The 22,940-nt window shown below is 69.3% G+C and carries 24 protein-coding genes and 1 tRNA gene; 8 read left to right on the top strand and 17 right to left on the bottom strand.

The annotated features are described in order from the left end of the window. Window positions 1–134 precede the first annotated feature (134 nt). The 3 genes from ACTWLI_RS09315 to ACTWLI_RS09305 are packed head-to-tail and all read right to left on the bottom strand — an operon-like array spanning window position 135 to window position 4,033. Window positions 135–1,409: a glycosyltransferase 87 family protein gene (locus tag ACTWLI_RS09315; protein WP_445153629.1), complete on the bottom strand. Its 1,275-nt coding sequence runs from the start codon at window positions 1,407–1,409 to the stop codon at window positions 135–137. 6 nt (window positions 1,410–1,415) lie between these two features. After that, on the bottom strand, window positions 1,416–2,630 hold the full coding sequence (locus tag ACTWLI_RS09310; protein ID WP_445153628.1) for a cystathionine gamma-synthase: 1,215 nt from the start codon (window positions 2,628–2,630) through the stop codon (window positions 1,416–1,418). A gap of 17 nt (window positions 2,631–2,647) precedes the next feature. Further along, window positions 2,648–4,033 carry a cystathionine beta-synthase gene (locus tag ACTWLI_RS09305; RefSeq protein WP_445153627.1) on the bottom strand — a complete coding sequence of 462 codons (1,386 nt, stop codon included), beginning with the start codon at window positions 4,031–4,033 and terminating at the stop codon, window positions 2,648–2,650. A 77-nt stretch (window positions 4,034–4,110) separates the two neighbouring features. Here ACTWLI_RS09305 and ACTWLI_RS09300 point away from each other — a divergent pair, with 77 nt between their 5' ends. After that, on the top strand, window positions 4,111–5,298 hold the full coding sequence (locus tag ACTWLI_RS09300; protein ID WP_445153626.1) for an SLC13 family permease: 1,188 nt from the start codon (window positions 4,111–4,113) through the stop codon (window positions 5,296–5,298). 7 nt (window positions 5,299–5,305) lie between these two features. Here the strand turns inward: ACTWLI_RS09300 and ACTWLI_RS09295 are convergent, their stop codons facing one another. After that, window positions 5,306–5,755, bottom strand: a complete 450-nt coding sequence (locus ACTWLI_RS09295) for a VOC family protein (protein ID WP_445153625.1) — start codon at window positions 5,753–5,755, stop codon at window positions 5,306–5,308. Between the two features lie 175 nt (window positions 5,756–5,930). On the opposite strand from ACTWLI_RS09295, the gene ACTWLI_RS09290 reads away from it, so the two are divergent. Beyond that, entirely contained in the window at window positions 5,931–6,911 is a 981-nt protein-coding gene (locus ACTWLI_RS09290; RefSeq protein ID WP_445153624.1) for a DNA-3-methyladenine glycosylase family protein, read from the top strand. A 220-nt stretch (window positions 6,912–7,131) separates the two neighbouring features. Then, the gene (locus tag ACTWLI_RS09285) at window positions 7,132–8,718 is read left to right on the top strand and encodes a N,N-dimethylformamidase beta subunit family domain-containing protein (protein WP_445153623.1); all 1,587 of its coding nucleotides are present in this window, start codon (window positions 7,132–7,134) and stop codon (window positions 8,716–8,718) included. A 13-nt stretch (window positions 8,719–8,731) separates the two neighbouring features. On the opposite strand, the gene ACTWLI_RS09280 is transcribed toward ACTWLI_RS09285, so the two are convergent. Next, window positions 8,732–10,408, bottom strand: a complete 1,677-nt coding sequence (locus ACTWLI_RS09280) for an AMP-binding protein (RefSeq protein ID WP_445153622.1) — start codon at window positions 10,406–10,408, stop codon at window positions 8,732–8,734. A gap of 111 nt (window positions 10,409–10,519) precedes the next feature. Here ACTWLI_RS09280 and ACTWLI_RS09275 point away from each other — a divergent pair, with 111 nt between their 5' ends. After that, complete coding sequence (locus ACTWLI_RS09275; RefSeq protein WP_445153621.1) at window positions 10,520–10,798, top strand: putative quinol monooxygenase; 279 nt, start codon at window positions 10,520–10,522, stop codon at window positions 10,796–10,798. A gap of 112 nt (window positions 10,799–10,910) precedes the next feature. On the opposite strand, the gene trxA is transcribed toward ACTWLI_RS09275, so the two are convergent. The 10 genes from trxA to ACTWLI_RS09225 all read right to left on the bottom strand — a co-directional run bounded on the left by trxA (window position 10,911) and on the right by ACTWLI_RS09225 (window position 16,279). Beyond that, a complete protein-coding gene (gene trxA / locus ACTWLI_RS09270; RefSeq protein WP_056737735.1) occupies window positions 10,911–11,318 on the bottom strand; it encodes a thioredoxin in 408 nt (135 codons plus the stop codon). A gap of 66 nt (window positions 11,319–11,384) precedes the next feature. Continuing rightward, entirely contained in the window at window positions 11,385–11,930 is a 546-nt protein-coding gene (locus ACTWLI_RS09265; RefSeq protein ID WP_056737734.1) for an acyl-CoA thioesterase, read from the bottom strand. Window positions 11,931–11,977: 47 nt separating this feature from the next. After that, window positions 11,978–12,706, bottom strand: a complete 729-nt coding sequence (locus tag ACTWLI_RS09260; RefSeq protein WP_445153620.1) for a Type 1 glutamine amidotransferase-like domain-containing protein — start codon at window positions 12,704–12,706, stop codon at window positions 11,978–11,980. Window positions 12,707–12,748: 42 nt separating this feature from the next. After that, window positions 12,749–13,150, bottom strand: a complete 402-nt coding sequence (locus tag ACTWLI_RS09255) for a VOC family protein (protein WP_445153619.1) — start codon at window positions 13,148–13,150, stop codon at window positions 12,749–12,751. Further along, window positions 13,143–13,724 (bottom strand): GNAT family N-acetyltransferase, encoded by a 582-nt coding sequence (locus tag ACTWLI_RS09250; protein ID WP_445153618.1) that lies wholly within the window; start codon window positions 13,722–13,724, stop codon window positions 13,143–13,145. Before ACTWLI_RS09250 ends, ACTWLI_RS09255 begins: the two co-directional genes overlap by 8 nt. Continuing rightward, on the bottom strand, window positions 13,724–14,875 hold the full coding sequence (locus ACTWLI_RS09245) for an EAL domain-containing protein (protein WP_445153617.1): 1,152 nt from the start codon (window positions 14,873–14,875) through the stop codon (window positions 13,724–13,726). The genes ACTWLI_RS09250 and ACTWLI_RS09245 overlap by 1 nt, the downstream gene beginning before the upstream one ends. A 41-nt stretch (window positions 14,876–14,916) precedes the next feature. Further along, the gene (locus ACTWLI_RS09240) at window positions 14,917–15,093 is read right to left on the bottom strand and encodes a DUF1059 domain-containing protein (protein ID WP_445153616.1); all 177 of its coding nucleotides are present in this window, start codon (window positions 15,091–15,093) and stop codon (window positions 14,917–14,919) included. 73 nt (window positions 15,094–15,166) lie between these two features. After that, window positions 15,167–15,601, bottom strand: a complete 435-nt coding sequence (locus ACTWLI_RS09235) for a DUF7793 family protein (RefSeq protein WP_445153615.1) — start codon at window positions 15,599–15,601, stop codon at window positions 15,167–15,169. Window positions 15,602–15,801: 200 nt separating this feature from the next. Then, window positions 15,802–15,883, bottom strand: a tRNA-Tyr gene (locus ACTWLI_RS09230). 162 nt (window positions 15,884–16,045) lie between these two features. After that, complete coding sequence (locus tag ACTWLI_RS09225; protein WP_445153614.1) at window positions 16,046–16,279, bottom strand: hypothetical protein; 234 nt, start codon at window positions 16,277–16,279, stop codon at window positions 16,046–16,048. A gap of 201 nt (window positions 16,280–16,480) precedes the next feature. On the opposite strand from ACTWLI_RS09225, the gene ACTWLI_RS09220 reads away from it, so the two are divergent. Then, a complete protein-coding gene (locus ACTWLI_RS09220) occupies window positions 16,481–16,972 on the top strand; it encodes a YajQ family cyclic di-GMP-binding protein (RefSeq protein ID WP_056737728.1) in 492 nt (163 codons plus the stop codon). Between the two features lie 360 nt (window positions 16,973–17,332). Here ACTWLI_RS09220 and htpX read toward each other — a convergent pair whose 3' ends face one another. Both htpX and ACTWLI_RS09210 read right to left on the bottom strand, forming a co-directional pair. After that, complete coding sequence (gene htpX / locus ACTWLI_RS09215; RefSeq protein WP_445153613.1) at window positions 17,333–18,205, bottom strand: zinc metalloprotease HtpX; 873 nt, start codon at window positions 18,203–18,205, stop codon at window positions 17,333–17,335. An 89-nt stretch (window positions 18,206–18,294) separates the two neighbouring features. Further along, on the bottom strand, window positions 18,295–19,566 hold the full coding sequence (locus ACTWLI_RS09210; RefSeq protein WP_445153612.1) for an MFS transporter: 1,272 nt from the start codon (window positions 19,564–19,566) through the stop codon (window positions 18,295–18,297). 79 nt (window positions 19,567–19,645) lie between these two features. Between ACTWLI_RS09210 and ACTWLI_RS09205 the strand changes: the two genes are divergently transcribed. The 3 genes from ACTWLI_RS09205 (at window position 19,646) to ACTWLI_RS09195 (ending at window position 22,937) form a co-directional block, all read left to right on the top strand. After that, window positions 19,646–20,113, top strand: a complete 468-nt coding sequence (locus ACTWLI_RS09205; RefSeq protein WP_445153611.1) for a Fur family transcriptional regulator — start codon at window positions 19,646–19,648, stop codon at window positions 20,111–20,113. Window positions 20,114–20,137: 24 nt separating this feature from the next. Next, window positions 20,138–21,649, top strand: coding sequence for a catalase (locus ACTWLI_RS09200; RefSeq protein ID WP_445153610.1), 1,512 nt, complete (start codon window positions 20,138–20,140; stop codon window positions 21,647–21,649). Window positions 21,650–21,740: 91 nt separating this feature from the next. Continuing rightward, window positions 21,741–22,937: a polysaccharide pyruvyl transferase family protein gene (locus ACTWLI_RS09195; RefSeq protein ID WP_445153609.1), complete on the top strand. Its 1,197-nt coding sequence runs from the start codon at window positions 21,741–21,743 to the stop codon at window positions 22,935–22,937. Window positions 22,938–22,940 lie beyond the last annotated feature (3 nt).

The following is a 22,940-nucleotide window of genomic DNA, read 5'->3' as shown; positions in this document are numbered from 1 at the left end:
CGCGAACGTACACTTGAGGCCCTTTCCAGCCGCGGGAAAGGGCGCCAAGTGTTCGTTCGCGCCCACCCGAAGGGCGCCATGTGTCCGTTCGCGCCCACCCCGAGGGCGCGAAGTGTCCGTTCGCGCGGTGAGGGTTAGGGGCGCTGGCGCAGCGTGGACCGGGAGGGCCGGTAGGCCAGCGCCCAGTAGACCAGCATCGCGATCCCGCAGGCCACGCCGAGGCTCGCGACGGTGAGCTGCCACTGCGTCACGGGATCTTTGCCCCACTCGTGTGCCCCGGCCAGCACCGCAAGGTACTTGGGCGTGAGGTAGAAGGCGACGGCGGAGGCGGCCACGACGATCCAGCCGGCCACCCGCATCCGGCCCTGGCGCGAGGGGACCCGGTGGATCGCGAAGCCCATGCAGGGTAGCGCCACGGCCATCCAGACCCAGTGATGCGACCAGGAGACCGGGCTGATCAGCAGCATCAGCACCGCGGTGGCGGACACGGCCACGAAGTTTTCCTCCGCCGCGACCGCCCACCTGATCACCAGCGCGGCGACGGCGGTGAGGGCGAGCGCGAGCACCAGCCAAATGACCGAGGTTAGGGTCGAGTCCGGCAGGCCGAGGTGCAGCAGCAGGCCCTTGACCGAAAGGTTGTCCACGTAGCCAGGGACCCCGATCCGGCCGGTGTCCGGCAGGATCCTGGTCCAGAAGGTCAGCGACGCCGCGGGCAGCACGGCCCAGGTGAGTGCAATCGAGCCGAAGAAGCCGGCCGCCATCCAGCCGAGGGCTTTGAAATCACGGCGCACGAGGAAGTAGAGGCCGAAGGCCAGCGGGGTCAGCTTGATCCCGGCCGCGATGCCGATCAGCAGGCCCGCCGGCCAGCGGAGCTCGCCAGCCCGGGATTTTCCGTACAGCGCGAAGTCCGCCAGGATCAGGCCCATCAGGATGATGTTGATCTGGCCGAAGTCGAAGGTGTCCCGCCACGGTCCCAGCAGCAGGATCGCTGCGGTTCCGGCCAGGGTGACCGACCGGAACCGCCAGTCGGCGGCGGCGTCGCGCCAGCGGCCCAGGCCGAAATAGTGCCGGGTCAGCCAAGCGGACACGACGGCGGCGCCCAGCAGCGCGGTACCGATGAACAGGAGGCTGCCGGCGCTCTGGCCCAGGGCGGCCAGGGCGGCGAAGAGCAGGGCGGCGAACGGCGGGTAGGTGAACGGGAGCCCTTCGCGCGGGGCGTAGAGTTCGTTGATCCCGGTTTCGCCGGCCTGCAAGACCCGGGTTCCGCCATAGAAGTAGACCTCGAAGTCGTTCATCAGCGGGATGTAGGCCGAGTACAACACCACCAGCGCGGCCACGACGGCGGCGGCGCCCGCCGCCGTCGCGACCAGCCCGCGGGTGGCGGAACCGGCCCGGGAAGTAACGGTCACCGGAGGCTAGCTGCCCGTCTGGATGCGCGCGAAGGCCTGTTCGAGGTCCGCGATCAGGTCCTCGACGTCCTCGATGCCGCAGGAGAGCCGGATCAGGTTCTCCGGGACAGCCAGTTCGGTGCCCTTGACCGAGGCGTGCGTCATCTCCGAGGGGTAATTCATCAGCGACTCGATCCCGCCCAGGGATTCGGCGAGGGTAAACACGGAGGTGGACTCCGCGACCTTCCGCGCAGCCGCCTCGCCGCCCTTGAACTGCACGGAGATCATCCCGCCGAACTTCTTCATCTGCTTCTTCGCCAGCTCGTGGCCCGGGTGCGAGGGCAGGCCCGGGTACAGCACGGCCTCCACTTCGGGGCGCTGCAGCAGCCATTCGGCCACGGCCTGGGCGTTGTCGCTGTGCCGGTCCATCCGCACGCCGAGCGTCTTCAGCCCGCGCGTGGTGAGGAAGGCGTCCATGGGCCCGGACACGGCGCCGACGGCGAACTGCACGAAGCCGATCTTCTCCGCCAGCTCCGCGTCGTTCACGATGATCGCGCCGCCGACGACGTCGGAGTGCCCGCCGATGTACTTGGTGGTGGAGTGCACGACGACGTCGGCGCCGAGCGCCAGCGGGTTCTGCAGGTACGGGGAGGCAAAGGTGTTGTCGACGACGAGGAGGGCGCCGGCGTCGTGGGCCACCGTGGCGAGGGCTTCGATGTCGGTGATCTTCATCATCGGGTTCGACGGCGTCTCGACCCAGACCAACTGTGTCCTGCCGCCGGCCTTGCCGCCGTTGGTCCCGCCGGCGGCAACGGCCTTGGCCACGGCATCGAGGTCGGACATGTCCACCGGGGTGTTGCCGATCCCCCACTCCCCCAGGACGCGGCTGATCAGCCGGTAGGTCCCGCCGTAGGCGTCATTACCCAGCACGATGTGGTCCCCGGGCCGGGTCAGGGCCCGGATCATGGAGTCCTCGGCGGCGAGTCCGGAGCCGAAGGAGAAGGCGTGCGAGCCGCCTTCGAGCGCGGCGAGCTGTTCCTGCAGGGCGTCCCGGGTGGGGTTGCCGCCGCGGCCGTACTCATAGCCGGAGCGCAGCACGCCGATGGCTTCCTGGGCGTAGGTCGAGGAGAAGTGCAGCGGAGGCACCACGGCACCGGTGCGCGGTTCGAAGGCCTGGCCGGCGTGGACGGCGCGGGTGTTGAAGCCGGCGGCCGGGGCGGAAGAGCTTTCTGGCGTGGACATGGGACTCCTTGGACGGATCAGTTGCTGAGGTAGGCGAGGAGGTCGTGGCGGGTCAGGATCCCCACCGGCGCGCCGACGAACGTCACCATGAGGGTGTCGGTGTCGGAGAGGAGTTCCCGGGCCGTGGAGATCGATTCGAGCGAACCGATCACCGGCAGCCGCGGCTCCATGTGTTCGGAAATCTTGTCCGCGAGATTCGCTTCGCCGCGGAACAGCTTGGCGGTCAGGGTGCGCTCATCGACGGCGCCGAGGACCTCGCCCATCACCACGGGCGGTTCCTGGGACAGCACCGGGATGTGCGAGACCCCGTATTCGTTCATGATGTTGATGACGTCGCGGACGGTTTCGTTCGGGTGGATGTGGACCAGGTCCGGCAGCTCACCGGTCTTGGCCTTGAGCACCTCGCCGACGGAGGCTTCGTCGCCGCCGGGGAGGAACCCGTAGGAGCGCATCCACTGGTCGTTGAAGATCTTGGCCAGGTAGCCGCGGCCGGAGTCGGGCAGGATCACCACGACGACGGCGTCGGCCGGGAGGTCTTTGGCGGCCTGCAGCGCGGCGACGACGGCCATGCCCGAGGAGCCGCCGACCAGCAGGCCCTCTTCCCGGGCCAAGCGGCGGGTCATGGCGAAGGAGTCGGCGTCGCTGACGGCGATGACCTCGTCCGGGATGGCCTTGTCGTAGTTCGCCGGCCACATGTCCTCGCCGACGCCTTCCACGAAGTAGGGCCGGCCGGTGCCGCCGGAGTAGACCGAGCCGGCCGGGTCGGCGCCGATGATCTTGACCACGCCGCCCTCGGCCTCTGGCCGGGCCGCGGAAACTTCCTTGAGGTAGCGTCCGGTGCCGGTGATCGTGCCGCCGGTGCCGGCGCCGATCACGCAGTGCGTGATCCGGCCGTCCGTGTCCGCCCAGATTTCCGGGCCGGTGGATTCGTAGTGGCTGGCCGGCGCCGCGGGGTTGGAGAACTGGTCCGGCTTGTAGGCGCCCGGGATTTCACGGACCAGGCGGTCCGAGACGCCGTAGTAGCTTTGCGGGCTGTCCGGGGCGACGGCGGTGGGCGTCACCACGACCTCGGCCCCGTAGGCCTGGAGTACGGACCGCTTGTCCTCGCCGACCTTGTCCGGCACCACGAAGATGCAGCGGTAGCCCTTCTGCTGCGCCACCAGGGCCAGGCCCACGCCGGTGTTGCCCGACGTCGGCTCCACGATGGTGCCGCCGGGGAGCAGCTTGCCGCTGCGTTCGGCGTCTTCGACCATCTTCGCGGCGATCCGGTCCTTGATGGACCCGCCGGGGTTCAGGTATTCCAGCTTGACCAGGACGGTGGCGGCGATGCCGTCCGTCACGTGGTTGAGTTTGACGAGCGGCGTGTGGCCGATGAGGTCCAGGACGGACTGGGCGTACTTCATAGCTACAACGCTACCGCTTTCCGTGGCGCGGGCCGGTCCCGTCGCCCGTGCCGCCCCGCGGGTGCGAGGATTAGCCGGTGAAGCGAAGAGCCTGGCGGACGGCGTTGAAGAGTTACATGGTCCCCGGCGGCATGTTCCTGGCCGGGGCTGCGGCGCTGGGAACCGGGCTGCTGCCCTGGCCAGCGTTCGAGGAGCTCGCCGGCCGCACTGTTCCGGTGCTCGGTTTCGTGGTGGCCATGTCGCTGGTGACCGAACTGGTGGACGACGCCGGGCTGTTCCGGGCGGTCACTGACCGGCTGGCCGCCCTGGGCCGCGGCCGCGTCCTGCTGCTGTGGCTGCTGGTCATCGCGCTGGCCTGTGTTTCCACGGTGTTCCTGTCGCTGGATACGACGGCGGTGCTGGTCACGCCCGTCGTCGTCCTGCTGGCCGTGCACGCCCGGATCCCGCCGCTGCCGTTCGCCCTGACCACGATCTGGCTCGCGAACACGGCGTCGCTGCTCCTGCCGGTCTCCAACCTGACCAACCTGCTGGCCCAGTCGCGGCTGGGCCTGAGCCCGGCGGCTTTCGCCGCCCTGGTCTGGGCGCCGGCGCTGGCGGGAATCCTGCTGCCCCTGGTCCTGCTCTGGCTGGCCTTCCGTAAGGACCTGCGGGGCCGGTACGGTCCGCAGCCGGTGCACCGGGTGCGCGACAAGGTGCTGCTGTACGCCTCCGCCGGCGTGACGGTCCTGCTGTTGCCCGCGCTGGTCTCTGGGATCCCGGTGCACGTCCCGGCCGCGGCCGCCGCGGCCGTCCTGCTGGGGCTTTTCCTCTGGCGGCGGCGCTCGGCGCTGCACTGGTCGATGGTGCCGTGGCGGCCCCTGTTGCTCACGGCGGGGCTGTTCATGGTGGTGGAGGCGCTGCACGCCAACGGGCTGACCACGGCGCTCGCGTCCGCCGCCGGCACCGGGGAGGGGCTGCCCGCGCTGCTGCAGCTCGCGGCGCTTGGCGCCGGCGCGGCCAATGCGGCCAACAACCTGCCGGCCTACCTGGCGCTCGAACCGCTGGCCGGTTCACCCGTGCGGCTCGCCGCCCTGCTGATCGGGGTGAACCTCGGCCCGCTCGTGACCCCGTGGGCGTCACTGGCCACCCTGCTCTGGCACGAACGGCTGCGGGCCCTGAACGTCGAAATCCGCTGGGGCGGCTTCGCCCTGGCGGGCCTGGCCGCCGTCGTCCTGACAGTCCCGGTGGCGGTCGTGGCCCTCTGGCTGACCAGCGGCATGCACTGACCCCGGGTCAGGCCCCGATGTCGTTTGACGGGGCCGCGGTGCCGGCCGCGGGGGCGTCCCCGGCGGCGGCCCGCGCCGCCGGCGCAGCGTTTTGCCACAGCCCCACAATATTTCCTTCTGTGTCCTTGAAATACGCGTTCCACCCGGATCCGGGCACCTCCATCTTGCCGCGGTGGACTGTTCCGCCCCCGGCTTCGATCCGGGCCAGCGCCGCGTCAATGTCGTCGACGTCGACCGTCACCACCGGCGCGGTCAGCTCGCCGCGGCGGAACAGGCCTCCGTTGATCGACCCGGACACGGCGGGCCTGCCGTGCTCGTCCATCGGCGTGGTCAGCGCCAGGCTGTACTCCATCTCCGGCATGACCTGGAACCCCCAGCCGAACACCGAACTGTAGAACTCCCGGGCGCGGCCTTCATCATCCGCGGGAAGTTCGAAATGCACTACTCCACCGGCCATTGCTCTCTCCTGATCATCAAGGAATCTGCTCCCGGGCGGCCCCAGCAAGTCCAAGCTCCGCACCGGATTCTAGCCCCGTGCGGGGTGGCGGATAAGGGCCGTTCGGTTCACCGCACCGGGCCGTCCAGCCGCCCCGGATGTGCCCGGCGTCAGCCCGTCGTGGGAACATATTCGGATGACCACCGCAGAGCTCCCCGACGGCGCGCCAGCCGCGGCGGATGCCTCACTGCGGTGGCACCCGGGTGGTCCATTCGATCTCCTGCAGACCCTCGGCACCCTCCGCCGGGGTCACGGCGATCCCTCGATCCGGGTCACCGCGGACGGTTTCTGGATGGCGTTCACGACGGCGTCCGGTCCAGCTTCGCTGCGGCTGACCTCCGCGGGCCCGGCGACGGCGCCTTGGATAGAAGCCCGCGCCTGGGGACCCGGCGCGGCCGAGGCGGCCCAGGCCGTTCCGCGGATGCTGGGGCGCGACGATGACTGGACGGATTTCGACGAACCCGCGTTCCACGCCACGCTCCCCCGGATGGTGGCCGAGGCCCGGCGCCGCAATCCGGCCGTCCGCCTGCCCGCCACAGGCCGGATGATCGATGCGCTGGTGCCCACGATCCTCGAGCAGAAGGTCACGGTGATCGAGGCCCGCCGGGGGTACCGCTACCTGATGTACCGGTTCGGGACTGCGGCACCCGGTGCCGGCACCGTCGCGCCGGCCAACCTGATGGTCCAGCCCACCCCCGAACAATGGCTGCGCATCCCGTCCTGGGAGTGGCACAAGGCCGGGGTCGGTCCGCAGCGATCGGCCACCGTCATGCGGGCCCTGCGCTCCGCCGCCGCGCTGGAGCGGCTGGCACCGCTGCCCGCCGGCGAGGCTGCGGCGAAACTCCAGACCATCCCCGGCATCGGCATCTGGACGGCCGCGGAGGTGGTGCAGCGCACGCACGGGTGCCCGGACTCGATCGCCGTCGGCGACTACCACCTGGCCGCCTACGTCGGCGCCGCCCTGACCGGGCGCCGGACCGACGACGCCGGGATGCTCCGGCTGCTGGCGCCCTGGGCCGGCCACCGGCAGCGCGTCGTGCGCATGATCGGCCTCAGCGGCTTCCGCAAGCCTGTCTTCGGTCCGCGGATGACTATCCAGGACCACCGCGGCCACTGACCGCCATCCCGCGAACGCCGGGCAGAGCCGCCAGCGCTCCGGCTGGCCAGATACTCGAGTACGCCGGGAACACCGCAGGTACGCCCGCGCGCCATAAACGAGTAGCGGCCACGCCTGCCGCCCCGCACCGGGCTACGTAGCCTTGGGGGAGGTCGTGGACCGACTGTCGGGGCCGCGGGGATACGGGTCACCCCGGCAGCCGGCGGAAATCGAGGCATGCATGGGCGGGAGCAGCGGCCAGCCGGCACGCAGGACCGTAATCGGAGCCGCATTGGCCGGGCTGGCGATCGCAGTCTCGGATGCGTATGCCGGCACGCCCCGCGGACCCGCGACGGTTTTCCACACGGCCGGGGCGGGGTCCGTCGGCGAAGGGTCCACCAGCTTCGGGGAACCCCGGCTGGCCCGGCTGCAGGAACAAGCCGCTGCGAAGCGGCGCCCCAGGCCGGTGCTGGAAGGCTTCCTGGGGCAGCACGCGTCGACCGCCCGGCAGCGCAAAGTGGACGTTTACGTCAACTCGACGGTGGGCAGTATCCGGATCAGGGCCTACCGGATCGGCCACTACAGCGGCGAGGGCCAGCGCCTGGTGTGGACGTCCGGACCCGTCAAGACGGTCCGGCAGCGGCCCTACAAGCTGGAGCGGAAGACGAGGATGGTGTCCTGCCCGTGGAAGGTGACGACGACGGTCGACACCACGGGCTGGCCCGACGGGTTCTACTACCTGGCCCTCCGCGGCGGCGCCGCCCGGGAGCACCGGATCCCGCTGGTGGTGGAATCCGGCTCGGTCACCGGCAAGGCGGTCCTGGTCTTCAACGACTGCACCATGCAGGCATACAACGCCTGGGGCGGGTACTCCCTCTACGCCGGGCCGGGCAGGGCAAAATCCGCCCGCTCCTACAAGGTCTCCTTCGACCGTCCCTATCGGAACTTCGAGGAAGTGGAGAAGCGGAACGCACCGCTGGTCCGGGCCGCGGAAGCCATCGATGACCCGCACCTGAAGCTGGCCTACACCACCGAGGCACGAATCACCGGGAACTCCAGCCTGGTGAACGGAGCGGCCGCCGTCATCTTCTCGGCCCACTCGGAGTACTGGTCGCCGGGCCTGCGGCGCACCGTGGAGCGCGCTCGCGACCGCGGCACGAACATCGTGTTCTTCGGTGCCAACAACGTCTACTGGCGCACCCGGCTGGAGCCCTCGGCCAGGGGCAAGAACCGGATCCTGGTGTGTTACCGGAATGCCAAGCTGGATCCGTACCGGACCAGGCGTCCCGCGGCCGTGACGACCCAGTGGCGCCAGGGCTCTGCCGCCCGGCCGGAATCAACGCTGACCGGGTCGGTCTACGGCGACCTCCGCGCCACCGGGACGTTCACCGTCTCGGATCCGGGGTTCTTCGCCTTCGCCGGCACCGGCGCCGTCCGCGGGACGACGTACGCGGGCCTGACGTCCGGAGAAACGGACCGGGTCTTTCCAGCCGGCAAACTCCGCGGCTTCACCTACCCCAAGAATCTGCACATTTTCGCCCATTCGCCGCAGTCCGGCCAGCATGCGAGGCACGGCTGGTCCGACTCCACGTTCTACACCGTTCCGTCCGGGGCCGGGGTCATCAACATGGGCACGCTGGACTGGCTGCAGGCGCTGGGCGACACCGCAGTGCCCGCCCGCTCCCGGGCGTTCGCGCTGCGCGTCACGCAGAACATCATCCGCGAGGCCGGCCTCGGCCGGCTCGGACAGCGGGGCGCCCGTCCGGGCCCATGGCACAGGGCCACCGACGGGGTCCGCGCCGGGCGGCAGGGCCCGACTCCGGCCTAGGACTCCGCCGGGCCTAGCCTTGGAGCCGGGCGATGGCCTCCTGGCGCATGTCGACCTTGCGGATCTTGCCCGACACCGTCATCGGGAAGTCTGCCCGGACGTCGACATAGCGCGGGATTTTGTAGTGCGCCAGTTTCCCGCGGCAGAACTCCGCCAGCCCGGCGGCGTCCAGGGCCGGGGCCCCGGGTTTGAGGATGACGCAGGCCATCAGTTCCTCGCCATAGGTCGCGTCGGGTATGCCGATCACCTGCACATCCTGGATATCCGGGTGGGTGTAGAGGAACTCCTCAATTTCACGCGGATAGATGTTCTCGCCGCCGCGGATCACCATGTCCTTGATCCGGCCCTCGATGACGAGGTAGCCCTCCTCGTCCATCCGGGCCAGGTCCCCGGTATGCATCCAGCCCTCGGCGTCGATGGCCTCGGCGGTCTTGTCCGGCTGGTTCCAGTAGCCCCGCATCACCGAGTAGCCGCGGGTGCACAGCTCACCGATCTCGCCGCGCTGCAGGACCTCGCCGCTCAGCGGATCGACGATCCGGCTTTCCAGGTGCGGCATGGTCCGGCCGACCGTCTGGGTGCGCTGGGCCAGGGTGTCCCCGTCGCGGGTCATGGTGGAGACCGGGGACGTCTCGGTCATGCCGTAACAAATGGCGACATCGCGCATGTTCATTTCGCTGATCACGCGGTTCATCACCTCGATGGGGCACAGCGAACCGGCCATGACGCCGGTGCGCAGCGTGGAGAGGTCGTAGGACGCGAAGTCCGGCAGCGCCAGCTCGGCGATGAACATGGTCGGCACGCCGTAGAGCGAAGTCCCGCCGAAGTCCTGCACCGCCTCCAGCGCGGCCGCCGGGGAAAACCCCCGGCCGGGGATGATGGTGGCGCACCCGTGGCTGAACGCGGCGAGGTTCCCGATCACCATCCCGAAGCAGTGGTAGAACGGCACGGGCAGAACCACCCGGTCATGGTCAGTGTAGTGGAGCAGCTCGCCGATCGAGTACCCGTTGTTGAGCAGGTTGTGGTGGGTAAGGGTCGCGCCCTTGGGAAAGCCGGTCGTGCCGGAGGTGTACTGCAGGTTGATCGCGTCGTGCGGATCCAACTCCGCCATCCTCGCCTTCAGGGCGGCGTGCGCGACGTCGTCGGCCCGCCGGAGCAGCTCCGCATAGGTGCGCTCGGCCGCCTGCTCCGGGACTCCAGCGGTGAGGCCGGGCTGGTTTGCGTCAGGCAGGAACACGAGCTCGCGCAGCTCCGGGCAATGCGCCAGCGCCCGCCGGGCCATCCCGGTGTAGTCGCTGTTCTTGTCCGACGGCGCCGCCACCAGCATGCGCATGCCGTTCTGCTGGACGACGAATTCGAGTTCGTGGCTGCGGTAGGCGGGGTTGACGTTGACCAGGATCGCCCCGATCTTCGCCGTGGCGTACTGCAGAATGGTCCACTCGGCGCAGTTGGGGCTCCAAATGCCGATCCGGTCCCCCTTGGCCACGCCGAGCGCCAGCAGGGCGCGGGCGAGCCGGTCGACGTCGTCGTTCATCTTGGTGTAGCTCCAGCGCCGCGCCTCTCCGCCCGGCACCGCTGCCGCCTCGATCAGCGCGTCGTGCAACGGGAACCGGGCGACCATGCGCTCGAAATGGTCGCCAATGGTTTCATCAATCAGCGGAACGTCAGTGTCCCCGGCTGTATACGCAAGCATGGTGTGACGCTACCAACCGCCCGGCGGGTTGAGAAGACTAAAGCGTGGATGTCCTAGGAAACTTTCCGGTCATTTTCCGGCGCCGGGACGGCCGCCGGGTAGGGTGAAACCATGAGCGAACCCATCGACCTGCAGGCCACCTTCATCCCCAACGAGGGCGAATTCTTCCGTGTGAAACTCGCCCTCGAAATCGCGATCGACGAGGTGGTCAACGAGCCCGGCTGCATCCGGTACGAACTGACCGAGGCCAGCGAGGACAAGCTGGTGCTGACCGAGCGGTGGGCCTCACAGGAGGACCTGGACAAGCATTCCAAGGGCACCGCGGTCCAGGACCTCAACGAGTCGCTGAGCGCACTGCTGGCCGAGCCGGTCACGCTGGAAAAGCTCTAGCTCCAAGCGTCCGGCCCTCGGCTGGCAGCAAAAACGTGGGGCCCCGCCGCGCCCGCACCCCGTTAGGGGAGGGCGCAGCGGAGCCCCGCGCTTTTTGGTCTAGGTGGCCGGCTCAGGCGTCCGGGATCTGCGAGCCGTCCTGCTGGGCGGCCGCGGCCTCGGCCTGGGAGCGCGCCACGTGGGCGTGGACCTCCTCCATGTCCAGGGCCTTGACGGCGTCAACGACCTGTTCCAGCTGCTGGGCGTTCAGCGCGCCCGGCTGGGAGAACACCAGCACCTTCTCGCGGAAGGCCATCAGGGTCGGGATCGAGGTGATGCCGGCCTCGGCGGCGAGCTGCTGCTCCGCCTCGGTGTCCACCTTGGAGAAGACGACGTCGGGGTGCTTCTCCGACACGGCCGCGTAGGTGGGGCCGAACTGCTTGCACGGGCCGCACCATTCGGCCCAAAAGTCTACGAGGACAATGTCATTGTCCTCGACGGTCGCTGCGAACTGTTCACCAGTAATGTCTACGGTTGCCATGGGTCAACGGTACGCGAGCGGGCTTCGAATGTCCCCCGGGTTTCGCTCTTGGCACATCCGCCCGGTCTAGGCCCAGGCGTGCGGGGCGGGGCGGCGGGCGCCGGGCAGCGCGTTGGTTTCGCGCCACTCGTGGATCCATTCCGGCAGCGTCAGGCCGGCCGGAGGGGCGCCGAATTCGAGGATGATCTCTTCCTGGCTGACCGGCCGGCCCTTGTGGACCAGCCGGGTGGCGATGTAGGCGCGCGCGTAGATTTCGCCGTCGACGACCATCCGCTGTTCGAAGTAAATGGCCTTCTCGTCCAGGCCGATGATTTTCGTTTCAATCGTGTACTGCTGCCACAGCTGCAGGGAGCGCCGGAAGGCGATGGTTTCCCCCGCCACCACCGGCGTCCAGCCGCGGCGGCGGATGGACTTCCAGGTGCCGCTGCGAGCCATGAGGTCGAACCGGCCCAGGTCCATCAGGGACAGGTACATGCCGTTGTTCACGTGCATGGCGATGTCGATGTCCGTGGGCAGGACGCGGAGCGGAAGCGAGGAGGTCTCCCAAATACTCAACGGCGAGCGCCGTGCGGACCGGAAGAGCAGCAGGAGGGTGCGGAGCAGCAGATGCATGCGCTTCATGTTACCCGCGAGTAACAACACTGCCAAGGCGTGCGCGCCTAGGGGGCGGACAGCACGGCCACCGTGGCCTTCCGGCCGGAGCCGCGGATGGACCAGCAGTTACCGGCGCCGATCACCTCCAGGTCCTCGAGCTCCGCATGGGGCAGCACCAGCGCGGTGTTTTCGTCGATGGCCACGGCCCGGTCCACCAGGCCCTCCGCGACCGCCGCGACGGCACGGCTGAGGGTCCCCGCCTGCGCGGTGTGGACATCGACGGCGAACGGAACCAGGCCCAGGCCCTCCCGGACGTCGAGCTCCTCGAGGCCCTCGGAGCACTCCTCCGAGCACACCTCAATCCCCCGGAGCCGGTAACCTCCCGCCAGGGCACGGCCCGGGGCCACCATCGCCCCGGCCGAGAACCCCAGATAGGGCACGCCGCCGGCGGCCGCCGTCCGGATCGCCGGGCCGCAGCTGATCAGGCCCGCCAGGTATTCGGGGGTCGGGCCGCCGCCGACGACGATGCCGTCGACGCCGGTGAAGGACGCTTGGTCGGCCGGGGCGTTGCGGCGCAGCAGGACCGGAACCGGCTGGCAGGGGATGCGGCCTTGCAGCGGTTCCAGGTAGGCCGGCAGGAAATACTCCGAGCTGCCGTCCCGGTCGAAGAGCACGACGGCGATCCGGGGCGCCCGGGTTCCCCCGGCACGGTGCCGGACGTCCTGGACGAAACGGTCGAAGATGGCCGGGGTGGTTACGGTGTCGGGGCCGCCGCCCACCAGGATGATGCTCATGGTCATCACCGTACCCGCGGGGTCCCTCCCCGTCTGCAGTCCTCAGCCTGCAGCGAAGAGTTCGACCTCGAAGCCGTCCGAGTTCACCAGGTAGGCGGCGAAGTGTCCGGGGCCGCCGGCGTGCGGATACCGCTCCGGGAACAGTTCAATCCAGCCGTGGCCGGGGGCGTCGGCGGCCAGCGCATCCACCTGCGCCGGTGTTCCGGCGTGGAAGGCCAGGTGGTTCAGTCCGGGCCCGGTCCGGCGGTGGGTCCGGCCGGTGAGGTCCGGGGACTCCTCGACGACGATGTAGGTCGGTCCCAGCCGCCAGCTGCGCCCGAGGGGCCAGTCCTGGTACTGCTCGTGGCCGAGCCGGGTCAGGAGCCAGCCCCATTCGTGCCGGGCCCGTTCCAGGTCCGGCACCCACAACTCAACGTGGTGCAGCGCGCCCAGGGAATCAGTCACGGTTCGAGCCTTGCACGGGCGGGTGCAGGATGCGCTGGAACAGGACATGGTCCTGCCAGGTCCCGGCGATGCGCAAATAGTCGGGGGCCAGCCCGATCTCCTGGAAGCCGGACCGCCGCAGCACCGTCTGCGAGGCGGTGTTGTGCGGCAGGGTGGCGGCCTGGATCCGGTGCAGGCCCAGCGCGGTGCGGGCGGCGTCGAGGACGTGGGCGACGGCGGCCGTGCCGACGCCCTGGCCGTTGTAGTCCCGGTCCACCCAGTAGCCGAGGTTGGCGCTGAGGAACGGGCCGCGGACGATCCCGCTCAGGGTCATCGCCCCCACGGCACGTCCGTCGGCGAGCATGATCCACGGGACACCGGTCCCCGCGGCGAACATGCCCAGCTTGCCGCGGATGTTCGCGCCCTGGCCCTCCGGGGTGTAAAACTCCGGGGCCCGTACTGGCTCCCAGGGGGCAAGGTGGTCGTGGTTTCGCTGGTAGGCCGCGCCCAGCCGTTCGGCGTCGGATTCCCGAAGATTCCTGATCCGCACACCGGCGGGCAACTCCCCCGCCAGCGCATCCGGGTCGTCGGTCATCACTCCCCTTCTTCCTCCCGGTCAGCGGTTTCCTGTCCGCCGGCGTCGTCCCCGGTGCCGGCGAGCGCCAGGATCATGCGCTCCATCCGGGCGAGGCCGGCAAACCGGCCCGCGTTGTCCGTGACCAGGAGCGGTTCAAACCGCTGGGCCTTGGGCCGCGTCATGGCACGGGCCAGCGCCTGGCTGAGCGGGGTATCCAGGTTCACCCGCAGGCCGGGGTGGACGACACCGAGCGCGGAGGCACCGGCGTCGAGCACCGCGACCGGCCGCAGGTGCTCCCCGAGCAGCACGACCGCGTCCAGTGCCGGATCGGCGGCGAAGGCCTCGGCAGCCTGCGGGACGCTGGCCACGGCGGCCGCCGCTTCGACGACGTCGCGGACCACGGACTTGTGCAGGGCCGGGCGGGCGCTTGCCATCCGGTGCGCCACGTCCAGGTCGATCCCGGCCCAGGGCGGTGCGGGCCGGGCGAGGTAATAGCCCTGCACCAGCGGGACGCCGAGCGCCACGAGCGCCTCCAGTTCTTCGGAACGCTCGACGCCTTCGGCGAGGATCCAGGCGTCCACCCGGCTGGCGAATCCGCCCAGCATCCCGATCAGGGCCCGCTTCGCCTCGTCGCGGTCGACGTCCTGGACCAGGTCCCGGTCGATCTTGATCAGTGCCGGCCGCAGGGCCAGCAGGTGGCGCAGGCCGGCATAGCCGGCCCCGGCGTCGTCGACGGCGATCAGGGCGCCGGCAGCGCGCAGCTGGTTCAGGTCCGGCTCCAGCTCGACGTATGAATCGATCGGCGTCTGCTCGGTCAGCTCCACGATGAGACCGCCCAGCGGGCCCTCCTCGCGCCAGACGCTGCGGATGCTCTCGGAGGTCAGGAGTTCCGGGGAGACGTTAAGCGTCAGAAAACAGTTGGCCGGGAGCGCGGAACGTGCCTTGAGGGCAGTCCGCAGCGTGGCGGCCTCAAGCTCGGCGGACCGTCCGTGGGACCGCGCAGCGGCAAACCAGACCTCGGGGTTCTTCTCGGCGTAGCCGGGGAACCGGGCGAGGGCTTCGTAGCCCACCACCGTGCCGCGCGCGGTGTCGACGATCGGCTGGTAGGCCGCCGCCAGCCCTTCGCCGCGGCAGGCGGTTTCCAGCAGGCGGTCCCAGTCTGCGGGCATGGGTACAGCGCCCGCGGACGGCGTACCGCCAGCCGGGGGACTCAACTAACCGGGCGGATCGCTTTGTGTACCGAGTCGACGAGGTCTGCGGACAGGTCCGTCAGGCCGTGCGCGGACGCGGCGTGGGCGCCGACCTGGACCAGGATTTCGTCGTCCGTGCTGCAGACCCAGCGGGCTTCGCAACCGGGGACCACATCACCGCATGCAAACGACTTCACTTCAGCACTCCTTCAAGCTCAACGATTAACGGCCCAACCCTACTCCGCGGCAGGGCCGGGGGCGGCGATTGCTTCAGGGTGTCGCCACCGCCGGCGGCGCCGCGCACACCAGCGACGGCCCCGCATCCGGCCCGGGGACCTCGCAGGCGGCCCGCCCGGCCAGCCAGGCCAGCGCCTCGCGCCGGGAGGTGAAGTAACCCTGCGGACAGTCGTTGCCGCGGCGCATCCACGCGGCAACGACCCGGTCAACATTGGATTCGCCGACGAGGGCGACGGCGCAAACGAAACGGCTCTCCAGGAAGTGGTTCCGCGCCCCGGCCGAGACCTTGACGTCGCTGATGTCAATCAGCAGCGGCAGCAGGCGCCCGGCGCTGATTTTGGTGACGGCAAGGACCGATTCGACGGCGTCGGCCGCCTCGAGCACGCTGCCCGGCGCCCACGTCAGCCGGAAAACTCCGTCCTCGGCCAAGCCGAGCACTCCCTTACCGCCTGCCAAGACCAGCTCCATGTGATTTCCCTCCTGCGACAGAGTAGCGCCTCAAGGGCCTCAAGGTGATGTCCGCCACATCGCGGGGGCCAGATGACGGCCGCGCCATCGCCCCGGCTGCTCCGCGCCGACCCGTCCCGGCGGGGGTATGGCGGGCTGCCGACGCTGGGAGGGCATGAAAAAGCCTCCGGAACCCAGAGGTTCCGGAGGCTTTTCGAGGGTGGCAGATGAGGGATTCGAACCCCCGTAGGCGTTGCCAGCTGATTTACAGTCAGCCCCCTTTGGCCGCTCGGGTAATCTGCCGAACTTCAAAAGAAGATCACTCGCGGCTTCCGTGTTCGGAACGGGCGTTTCCGGTCCGTTCCGCTTCCAGCAACCGCGGGCAAGACAACTTTACAGAACTTCGCCCGAAGAATCGAATCGGCGCCGCGGCGCCCCCGACGGCCCGGATTCCGGGGGCAGGGATCAGGATTCGCCGAGGATCCGGCCGGCCAGCCTGGCTTCGAACTTCGCCGCCTGTTCGGGCGTGACCTGGTTCAGTTCGACGGCCCGGGCCAGGTCCGCATGCACCCCGTCAAGCCGGACGGCCGCGCCGGCTGCCGGGCTGAGGATGACGGACGCGGCGAGCGCGGCTGCGGCCACGGAGCTCGCCGCGGCCGCGGTGCTGCCCGTGACGTAACGGAGGGCCTTGCTGTTCATGGGTGTTGCCTTTCCAACGGCGCCTTCAACGTCTTCAACCCTGCCGGGCCTAGCTTCGTTCCCGCCGGGGTTCAGCTTTGAGCCGACTGTGAGAGCCCGGCCACCGGCACCACCTTCACTTCCGCGGCATCCGTACTAGGCTGGAATGCAGAAAACACCGCCCTCCCGGAGGGCGTCCGGACAACCACCAGGAGGACAGTCATGGCAGGCGAATCCACATTCGACGTCGTCAGCAAGGTCGACAAGCAGGAGGTCGCCAACGCGCTGAACCAGGCGCAGAAGGAACTGGCGCAGCGCTACGACTTCAAGGGCGTCGGCGCCGAGGTCGATTTCAGCGGCGAGAAGATCCTGATGAAGGCCAACTCCGAGGAGCGGGTCCTGGCGGTCCTGGACGTGCTGCAGTCCAAGCTCATCCGCCGCGGCATCTCCCTGAAGTCCCTGGACACGGGCGAGCCCTACGCCTCCGGCAAGGAGTTCCGCTTGGAGGCCACAATCAAGGAGGGGATCGCCCAGGACCTCGCCAAGAAGATCAACAAGCTGATCCGCGACGAGGGGCCCAAGTCCGTCAAGTCGCAGATCCAGGGCGATGAACTGCGCGTGACCTCCAAGTCCCGCGACGACCTGCAGGAAACCATGGCCCTGCTGAAGAACTTCGAAGAGGCCGACCTGCAGTTTGTGAACTTCCGCAGCTAGGGCCGGTTGTTGGCCCGCTGACGGCGGGCAACGCAGCCGTCGATCCGCAAGAAGGCTGTCGCTACTCCGGTAGCGGCAGCCTTTTAGTGTCCAGCCCGTGCGCTCCAGCCCGCTTACCTGCCGGGCCGCCGGGCGGCGTCGTGCTTGAGACCCGGAAACCGGGGGTTGCCGGTGGCTGGGGCCGGTCTCGCAGCGGAGTAACCGGGGAGGAACGCACGCCGCTGCCGGCCAAAAGTCCCTGCCCCAATGCGTTGACTCGGCCGGTCCACCCGCCGGGTGCCCTCAGCCGCAGTGAATGGAGCTCTGAGATGTTGGCTAAGCAGAAGGGCTGACCGCGATGCAGCGTGCGTCGACGCCCGGTCAGCGGAGCGGCCGGCCTGCCATCCGCTCCAGCCGGCTGATCCGGTCGCTCATCGGCGGGTGGGTGGAGAACATCCGGGCCATGCCGCCGCCGCGGAACGGGTTGGCGATCATCAGGTGCGAGGCGTTCACCAGCCGCTGGTCCTGCGGCAGCGGGGCCAGCTGCACGCCCTGTTCGATCTTGCGCAGCGCCGAGGCGAGCGCCAGGGGATCGCCGGTAAGCGCCGAACCGTCCTCGTCGGCGTCGTACTCCCGGGTCCGGGAGATCGCCATCTGGATCAGCGACGCCGCGAACGGGGCCAGCAGCGCCATGGCGAGCAGGGCCAGCGGATTGCCGTTGCGGCGGTCACCGCCGCCGCCGAAGAACAGCAGCATCTGGCCCACCGAGGTGATCACGCCGGCGACGGCCGCCGCCACGGAGGAGGTCAGGATGTCCCGGTTGTAGACGTGCATCAGTTCATGCCCGAGGACGCCGCGCAGTTCCCGGGCGTCGAGCAGCTGCAGGATGCCCTGGGTGCAGCAGACCGCTGCGTTCTGCGGGTTCCGGCCCGTGGCGAAGGCGTTCGGTGCCATGGTCGGGGAGATGTAGATCCGCGGCATCGGCTGGTTGGCGCGGGCCGAGAGCTCCCGGACGATCTGGTGCAGCTGCGGCGCCTCGGCCTCAGTCACCGGATAGGCCTGCATGGAGCGGATCGCGATCTTGTCACTGTTCCAGTAGCCGTACGCGGTGGTGCCGACGCCGATCAGCGCCATGATCCAGATCGGCGTCGAACTGCGCATGCTCGACCCGATCAGTGCGCCGAGCCCCAGCAGCACCGCCCAGAGCACGCCGAAGAGGGCCGCCGTCTTCAAGCCGTTGTGATAATTGTGCACCGATCCTCCTGCTGCCACATTCCTGACGCCGCCGGCACTGGCGCCGGCCCTCGGACGCCCCCGCGGGCACCCACTTGAGGAACGAACCGCTACGGAACCGGGTTCCGCGCGTCGTACGCCAAAAACCCGGACTGCCAGCGCGCCACGAGCCACGCCACCACCGCGCAGAGCACTCCGCCTGCGAGCAACACCCAGCCCTCACTGAGCAGTGTAGTGGCGCTGCCGGCCAGCATGTCCCCGATCCGGGGGCCGCCCGCGACGACGACGACGAAGACGCCCTGCAGCCGCCCGCGCAGGTGGTCCGGCGCAGCCGATTGCAGGATGGTGGTGCGGAAGACGGCGCTGACCGAGTCGGCGATGCCCGCCAACGCGCAGCAGATGGCGGCCGGCACGAGCCACAGCGTGACCCCGCCGGCCCCGGAGCGCCCGGCGAGGACGACCACCAGCCCCAGGCCCGCAATCGAGGCGCCCCAGCCCATGACCGACCAGACCACTGCGGCCCCCTGGGCGCGGACGGCGCCGAGGGGCCCGGAGAAGAGCCCGGCCAGGAAGGCGCCGACGGCGGTCGCAGCCAGCAGGACCCCCACCGTCGCCTCACCGCCGCCGATCATGAGCGCGGCGATGGCCGGCAGCAGCGCCCGGGGCTGCGCGAGGATCATAGCCACCAGATCGATCACGAACGTCATCCGCAGGTTGGGGCGGGTGCCGAGGAACCGGAACCCCTCCACCACGGAGCGCAGGCCGGCCCGGTGCGCGGCGTGGCCCGGCGGCAGCGGGGGCAGCCTCAGCAGCGCCCAGACGACGAAAACGAAGCTCGCCACGTCGGCGGTGTAGGTCCAGGCGAACCCGACCGTGGCGACCAGCACGCCGGCCAGCAACGGTCCGGCGGTCATGGAGAGCCCGATGCTGATCATGGACAGGGCGTTGGCGGCAGGCAGCAGTTCCTTGCGGACCAGCACCGGGATGATGGCGCTGCGGGCCGGCTGGTTGATGGCCTGCGCGCCGCTCTGCACCGCGACCAGGCCATAGAGCAGCCACACGTTCCCCAGCTGCAGCCAGGCCTGCAGTGCCAGGCAGGCGGTGGTCAGCCACAGCACCACGGAGGCAAGCAGCGCCACCTGGCGCCGGTCGTGCGCGTCCGCGATGGAGCCGCCGAGGAGGCCGCCGAAGACCAGGGGCACGAGGGCGAAAATGCTCAGCAACCCCACGTAGAGGCTGTCCTGGGTCAGCCGGTAGACCTCGAGGCTGACGGCCACGAGGGTGAGTTGGCTGCCCAGGGCAGAGGCGGCTGATCCGAGCCACAGGCGGCGGAATGCCGGGCTTTCGCGTAGCGGCGTGATGTCCGCCAAGAATTTCCCCACCCGGCAACTCTAGTGCGGGCCGGGGCAGCTAAGCCCCGCCTTATTGTGAACAACTAAAAATAAGTGCTTGAATGGGGCCATGACGGAAACGATGGGCAGCCACGAAGCATGGGCAGCGGCCCTGCGTGTCCACGGCCGCCGGGTGACCAAGCAGCGGCTGGCCGTGCTGGCCGCCGTCGAACGCCATCCGCATTCGCCGGCCGACGGGATCCTGGCCGCCGCCCGCGAGGAGCTCCCCGAGCTGACCGCGCAGTCCGTCTACGTAGTCCTGAACGACCTGACCGGTCTGCAGATGCTGCGGCGCTTCGAGCCACCGCACTCCCCCGCGCTGTACGAGACGCGGGTCGGCGACAACCACCACCACGCCGTCTGCATCAGCTGCGGCCGGGTGGAGGACGTCGAGTGCGCCGTCGGCCACGCGCCCTGCCTGACGCCGCACTGGGACGCGGGCGCCAAGCCCATGACCATCCAGATCGCGGACGTCCTGTACCAGGGCATCTGCGAGGACTGCCAGCGCAGCCAAACACTTCCTTCCGACCGTACCTAAGTTAGAAACAGAAATAGGAGCATGATGACCCAGAACATCTCTGCGCCCGCCGTGTCCACGACACAGTCCGGTGCCCCCGTCACGTCCGACGCCCATTCGCAGACCGTCGGCGCCGACGGCGCGATCATCCTCACCGACCACTACCTGGTGGAGAAGCTCGCCCAGTTCAACCGCGAGCGCGTGCCGGAGCGCGTCGTGCACGCCAAGGGCGGCGGCGCGTTCGGTACCTTCAAGACCACCGAGGACGTCTCCAAGTACACCAAGGCGGCCCTCTTCCAGCCGGGCACCGAGACGGACATGCTCATCCGTTTCTCCTCCGTCGCCGGCGAGAACGGCTCTCCGGACACCTGGCGTGACCCGCGCGGTTTCGCCGTGAAGTTCTACACCACCGAGGGCAACTACGACCTGGTCGGCAACAACACCCCGGTGTTCTTCATCCGCGACGGCATCAAGTTCCCGGACTTCATCCACAGCCAGAAGCGCCTGCCTGGCACCCACCTGCGTGACGCGGACATGCAGTGGGATTTCTGGACCCTCTCCCCCGAGTCCGCCCACCAGGTCACCTGGCTCATGGGCGACCGCGGCCTGCCGGCCTCCTGGCGCGAAATGCAGGGCTACGGCTCGCACACCTACCAGTGGATCAACGCCGAGGGCGAGCGCTTCTGGGTCAAGTACCACTTCAAGTCCAACCAGGGCGTGCACTCCATGACCGGTGACCAGGCCGAGGCACTGGCCGGCTCCGACGCGGACTTCTACATCCGCGACCTGTCCGAGAACATCGCCGCCGGCAACTTCCCGTCCTGGGACATGCACGTCCAGGTGATGCCGTACGAGGACGCCAAGACCTACCGCTTCAACCCGTTCGACCTGACCAAGGTCTGGCCGCACTCCGACTACCCGCTGGTCAAGGTCGGCACCATGACGCTGGACAAGAACCCGGAGAACTACTTCGCGCAGATCGAGCAGGCCACCTTCGCGCCGTCGAACTTCGTGCCGGGCATCGCCGCCTCGCCGGACAAGATGCTGCAGGCCCGCATCTTCTCCTACGCCGACGCGCACCGCTACCGGGTGGGCACCAACCACGCCCAGATCCCGGTCAACCAGCCCAAGAGCCAGGTCAACAACTACAGCCAGGACGGCGCCGGGCGCTACCACTTCAACGCCCCCTCGGTTCCGGTCTATGCGCCGAACTCGGTCGGCGGCCCTGCTGCCGTGGAGCCGCAGAGCCCGGCCGGCGGCTGGGAGAACGACGGCGAGCTGACGCTGTCGGCACACTCCCTGCACGCCGAGGACAGCGACTTCGGCCAGGCCGGCACGCTGTACCGTGAGGTCTTCGACGACGGCGCCAAGGCCCGTCTGCTCGAGACCATCACCGGCGCCGTGGGCGGGGTCAGGAGCCCGGCCATCAAGGAACGCGCCATCCAGTACTGGACCAACGTCGACGCCGAACTCGGCGCCAAGCTGCGCGCCAACCTCGGTGCCGCCGCAGCCGGCGTCGCCACCTCGGACGCCGAAGCCGCCAACAAGATCGGCTGATCCACTTTCTGGTCGAAGAACACCCCGCCACGCACTAGCGCGGCGGGGTGTTCTTGTCTCTGCCTGCGCCGTCCCCGGCTATAGTCGGGGGGTGAATTCCGGAATCATTTACCTCGTGGGCACCTCTGGTCACCCAAATTTCGGCGATGAGTTCATCGCGGCCGCTTGGCTAAAATACCTCGCCGTCGCACGGCCCGATGCCGATGTCTGGTTGGACAGCCCCCAGCCCGGCATGGCGCAGGTGCTGTTCGAGGGCATGCATCCGCGGCTTCGCGTAACAAATACCCTCTGGCGCCTGGTCCACGAAAACGCCGACCTGTCCGCCGACGTGGCGGCGAAAAATATCCGCGAACGCATCACCGGGCTGGGTACGCCCGCCTACGATCTGGGCATCCTTAAAATCCACGAGGCCGAGTCGCTCCACTTGATTGGCGGGGGCTACGTCAACAGCACCTGGCCGCACCATGCCGGCCTGCTCGCCGGGATGCGCGCCGTCAGCGAGGTCACCGGCGCACGGCTCTACGCCACCGGCCAGGGCCTGATGCCGGCGTTGCCCCGGGACAACGGTGAGGCTCCCCTGTTCCAGGGGTTTGACGTCGTCCGCGTGCGGGACGAGCCCAGCGCGGCCGCCCACGGGCTGGAGCTGGGCCTCGACGACGCGTTCCTGGGCATACCCGGTGAGATGGGCCGTAACGAGGCGGCCCCGGGTTTGTACGTCTGCATCCAGAGCGACCTGGCCGACCCCGGCCGGTTCCAGGCCGCCGTGGACCTCGCGCGGGCCGAGATCCGGCTGGCCGGACGCCGCGGCATCAAGGCCCACTACATCGAGGCGATCCCCGGCGTCGACCGCGCCGCCTACGAACGCCTGGCGGACCTGATCCCGGAGTCCAGGTTCGTGCCGTTCTCCGATGTCTGGACCCGCGGCCTTCCGCTGTCCGCGCAGCAGACCTGGGTGACCAGCCGGTTCCACCTGCACCTGCTGGCATCAGCCGCAGGCGCCCGTGGCATCGCCGTCGGGGTGAAGCAGGGGTACTACGACGTCAAGCATGAATCCATTGCGGCGCTCGGCAGCGGCTGGTCCCTGGCCCTCGGTTCAGACGACCCGTCCATGCCCGAGCGGGCCGGTACGCTGGCCTCGAAGTTGCCGGAACTCCTGGAACAGAAGCGGCGTGAGGCTGAATCGCTCTATCCGCCGGCCGGCGGGTTCCTGGCCGGCGGGGCCGCCAGGCTCCTGAACAAGACGCTGACAACCTCCCTGAAGAACAGGATCCGGTCCCAGGCACGCTGACAC

The sequence above is a fragment of the Arthrobacter sp. Hor0625 genome, assembly GCF_052567525.1.
The sequence above is the reverse complement of the archived record's forward strand: the minus strand, read 5'-3'. Positions and strand labels throughout refer to the sequence as shown.

What these genes read in the sequence shown, in the direction of transcription:
- ACTWLI_RS09200 (WP_445153610.1), top strand. Translation starts at nt 20,138, where the DNA reads ATGACCCAGAACATCTCTGCGCCCGCCGTGTCCACGACACAGTCCGGT.
- ACTWLI_RS09290 (WP_445153624.1), top strand. Translation starts at nt 5,931, where the DNA reads ATGACCACCGCAGAGCTCCCCGACGGCGCGCCAGCCGCGGCGGATGCC.
- ACTWLI_RS09295 (WP_445153625.1), bottom strand. Translation starts at nt 5,755, where the DNA reads ATGGCCGGTGGAGTAGTGCATTTCGAACTTCCCGCGGATGATGAAGGC.
- ACTWLI_RS09250 (WP_445153618.1), bottom strand. Translation starts at nt 13,724, where the DNA reads ATGACCGACGACCCGGATGCGCTGGCGGGGGAGTTGCCCGCCGGTGTG.
- ACTWLI_RS09220 (WP_056737728.1), top strand. Translation starts at nt 16,481, where the DNA reads ATGGCAGGCGAATCCACATTCGACGTCGTCAGCAAGGTCGACAAGCAG.
- ACTWLI_RS09225 (WP_445153614.1), bottom strand. Translation starts at nt 16,279, where the DNA reads ATGAACAGCAAGGCCCTCCGTTACGTCACGGGCAGCACCGCGGCCGCG.
- ACTWLI_RS09260 (WP_445153620.1), bottom strand. Translation starts at nt 12,706, where the DNA reads ATGAGCATCATCCTGGTGGGCGGCGGCCCCGACACCGTAACCACCCCG.
- ACTWLI_RS09235 (WP_445153615.1), bottom strand. Translation starts at nt 15,601, where the DNA reads ATGGAGCTGGTCTTGGCAGGCGGTAAGGGAGTGCTCGGCTTGGCCGAG.
- ACTWLI_RS09310 (WP_445153628.1), bottom strand. Translation starts at nt 2,630, where the DNA reads ATGTCCACGCCAGAAAGCTCTTCCGCCCCGGCCGCCGGCTTCAACACC.
- ACTWLI_RS09205 (WP_445153611.1), top strand. Translation starts at nt 19,646, where the DNA reads ATGACGGAAACGATGGGCAGCCACGAAGCATGGGCAGCGGCCCTGCGT.
- ACTWLI_RS09285 (WP_445153623.1), top strand. Translation starts at nt 7,132, where the DNA reads ATGGGCGGGAGCAGCGGCCAGCCGGCACGCAGGACCGTAATCGGAGCC.
- ACTWLI_RS09280 (WP_445153622.1), bottom strand. Translation starts at nt 10,408, where the DNA reads ATGCTTGCGTATACAGCCGGGGACACTGACGTTCCGCTGATTGATGAA.
- trxA (WP_056737735.1), bottom strand. Translation starts at nt 11,318, where the DNA reads ATGGCAACCGTAGACATTACTGGTGAACAGTTCGCAGCGACCGTCGAG.
- ACTWLI_RS09305 (WP_445153627.1), bottom strand. Translation starts at nt 4,033, where the DNA reads ATGAAGTACGCCCAGTCCGTCCTGGACCTCATCGGCCACACGCCGCTC.
- ACTWLI_RS09275 (WP_445153621.1), top strand. Translation starts at nt 10,520, where the DNA reads ATGAGCGAACCCATCGACCTGCAGGCCACCTTCATCCCCAACGAGGGC.
- ACTWLI_RS09265 (WP_056737734.1), bottom strand. Translation starts at nt 11,930, where the DNA reads ATGCATCTGCTGCTCCGCACCCTCCTGCTGCTCTTCCGGTCCGCACGG.
- ACTWLI_RS09245 (WP_445153617.1), bottom strand. Translation starts at nt 14,875, where the DNA reads ATGCCCGCAGACTGGGACCGCCTGCTGGAAACCGCCTGCCGCGGCGAA.